The organism is Kitasatospora sp. NPDC001095 (assembly GCF_053598615.1).
Genome location: NZ_JBSFKQ010000124.1, coordinates 1 through 3,226, shown reverse-complemented (window position 1 = coordinate 3,226; position 3,226 = coordinate 1). Strand labels below are relative to the sequence as shown.

Annotated in this window: 1 protein-coding gene; it reads right to left on the bottom strand. The window is 73.2% G+C overall.

Translation table 11 applies throughout. From position 1 onward, the window contains the following. Positions 1-3,226 (bottom strand): acyltransferase domain-containing protein (locus tag ACWDBB_RS36065; RefSeq protein WP_449793629.1); only part of this gene is annotated, 3,226 nt, incomplete at both ends.

Below are 3,226 nucleotides of genomic sequence, written 5' to 3'. Positions count from 1 at the left end.
GCAGGTGCCGCACACCCCGCTCGGCCACCAGATGCCGGGCCACACGGCCCCCCAGCGTCCCCGTACCCCCGGTGATCAGCACGGTGCCGTCGGGGTCGACCGGCTGGGGGACGGTGAGGACGATCTTCCCCACGTGAGCGGCCCGGCTCATGAACCGGAACACGTCGACCGCGTCCCGGACCCCGCGGACGTCCAACGGCAGCGGTGCGAACCCGCCGTCCGTGAAGGCCCGTACGACGGCGTCCAGGATCTCGCCGAGCCGTTCCGGCCCCGCGTCGGCGATGTCGAACGCCCGGTAGACGATGTCGGGATGGTCGGCCGCGTCGCGGATGTCGGTCTTGCCCATCTCCACGAACCGGCCGCCCGGCACGAGCAGCCGCAGGGAGGCGTCGACGAACTCGCCGGACAGCGAGTCCAGGACGACGTCCATGGGCGGGAAGCTCTGCTCGAACTCCAGGGTGCGCGACGAGGCGATGTGGTCCTCGTCCAGTCCCAGGGCGCGCAGGGTGTGCCACTTGGCCGGGCCGGCGGTGGCGAACACCTCCGCCCCGAGCCGCCGGGCCAGCTGGATCGCCGCCATGCCGACACCACCGGTACCCGCGTGGATCAGCACCCGGTCACCGGCCTTCAGCCCGCCCAGGTCGCGCAGGCCGTACCAGGCGGTCAGGAACACGACGGGCACGGACGCGGCCCTGGCGAACGACCAGTCGTCGGGCATCCGGACCAGCAGCCGCTGGTCGGCGACGGTGACCGGGCCGAAGGCGCCGGGGACCAGGCCCATGACGCGGTCGCCGGGCCGGAACCGGGTGTCCGGGCCGGTTTCGAGGACGACGCCCGCGCCTTCGCCGCCCATCAGGGCCTCGCCGGGGTAGACGCCGAGGGCGATCAGCACGTCCCGGAAGTTGAGTCCGGCCGCCCGCATGGCGATCCGGACCTGCCCGTGCCCCAGCGGCTCCATGAGCTCCGGGCGGGGCACCAGCGCCAGATCGTCGATGCTGCCGGTGCCCGTGTCCTCCAGCCGCCAGGTCCCGTCGGGCGGGGTGAGGCTCGCGCCGACGCGGACCAGGCGGGGGACGCGCAACGTCCCCTGGCGTACCGCCAGTTCCGGCTCGTCCGTGCCGGCGATCAGCGCGGGGTCCCAGGTCGGGTCGGCGTCGACCAGGACGAACCGGTCGGGGTGCTCGGCCCGCGCGCCGCGGACCAGGCCCCAGACCATCGAGTGGTGGAGGCCGACCACGTCACCGGGCGCGGCGGCGACGGCGTTGCGGGTGACGACCGCCAGCCGCGTCGTCTCGCCCGCCAAGTGGTCCCGGATCACGGCGAGTACGCTCCGCGCGCTCTCGTACGCCGCCTCGACGGTGTCCGCCTCGGGCTCGGGCCCGGGCACCTCGTAGACGACCAGGTCCGCGAGGTCGCCGCCCGCCGATGCCGGTTCGAAGGCCGGCGATTCAAAGGGCAGCCAGTCGAGTGCGTACAGGCTGTCCGGGACGGCGCCGGCCTTCCGGACGGTCAGCGACGTGATGACCGCGACCGGGGCGCCGTCCGGATCGGCCACGGCCACGGTGTACGTGTCCGGCCCGGTGGCGGACAGGCGTACGCGCAGCGTCCGGTGGCCCGTGGGCCGTATCGCCACTCCGGTGAACGCGAACGGCAGGCCGGTGCGGTCGGTGAGGAACGTCATGGGGTGCAGTGCGGCGTCGAGCAGCGCGGGGTGCAGGGCGAACGGTTCCTCGGCGGGAAGCTCCACTTCGGCGTAGACGGTGTCGCCGACCCGCCAGGCCGCCGTGACGCCCTGGAACGCCGGCCCGTACTCGTAGCCGAGTACGGACAGCGAGTCGTAGAGCCCGTCGACGTCGAGGGGCTCACCGGCCTGCGGCCAGACCCAGGCGCTCAGCACCGGCTCCTCGCCCAGGGTCCCGGTGGCGTGCCGCACCCACTCGTCGCCGTCACGCGAGTACACCGTGAGCGGGTTGCGGCCGTCGTCCTCGGGGCCCACGACGACCTGGAGGTCCACCGCGGTGTCGTCGAGGACGAGCGGCGTCTCGAGCACCAGCTCCTCGACCGCGCGGCCGAGCCGGCCGGCCGCGTAGGCCGCCATCTCCGCGAACGCGGTGCCGGGCAGGAGGACGGAGCCCCGCACGGCGTGGTCGGCCAGCCACGGGTGGGTGGCGAGCGAGATCCGTCCGCTGAGCACCGCGCCGTCGGGCAGTTCCACGAACGTGCTGAGCAGGGGGTGGTCGCCCGACGCCGTCGGGACGGGCCGCAGCCAGTACGGCTGGCGCTGGAAGGCGTACGTCGGCAGGCTGACGGGCTCGGTGTCGTCCGGGAACCGCCAGTCGACCCGGACGCCATGGACGTGCAGACGGCCGAGCGAGGTGAGGAAGTCGGCCTGGTCACGCCGGAGCGTGCCGGTGACTAGGAGGTCGGAGCCGTGGTGGTGACCGGTCTCCTCGACGGCGGAGACCAGTACGGGGTGCGGGCTGACCTCGACGAAGACGGTGTGGCCGTGGTCGAGCAGCGCACGGGTGGTCCGGTCGAACAGCACGGGTTCGCGGAGGTTGCGGTACCAGTAGTCGGCGTCGAGGGCGGAGGTGTCGACCGGTTCTGCGGTGACGGTGGAGTAGAAGGGGACGTCCGCGGTCCTCGGCTCGATCCCGGCGAGGTCGGTGAGCAGTTGCTCGCGGATCGCCTCGACCTGGGCGGAGTGGGCGGCGTAGTTGACGGGCAGGCGGCGGGCGCGGATGCCGTCGGCCTCACAGACCGCCAGCAGTTCGTCCAGCACGTCCAGATCACCCGACACGACGACCGAACCGGGGGCGTTCACCACCGCCACCGTCAGCCGGCCGTCCCAGCGGGCCACCAACTCGGCCGCCTGCTCATGCCCCAGGCCGACCGACACCATCCCGCCCTGGTCGGCCAACACCGCCAGCGCGCGGCTGCGCAGGGCGACCACCTTCGCGGCATCGTCCAAGGACAGCGCGCCGGCCACGTACGCCGCCGCGATCTCCCCCTGCGAATGCCCGACAACCGCATCGGGCTCCACACCATGGACACGCCACAGCTCCGCCAGCGCCACCATCACCGCGAACAGGGCGGGCTGCACCACATCCACCCGCTCCAGCGAACCACCACCCGTCAGCACCTCCACCAACGACCAGTCCGTGTACGGCGCCAACGCCGCGTCACACGCGTCCACCACCTCCCGGAACACCGGCTCCGAGGCGTA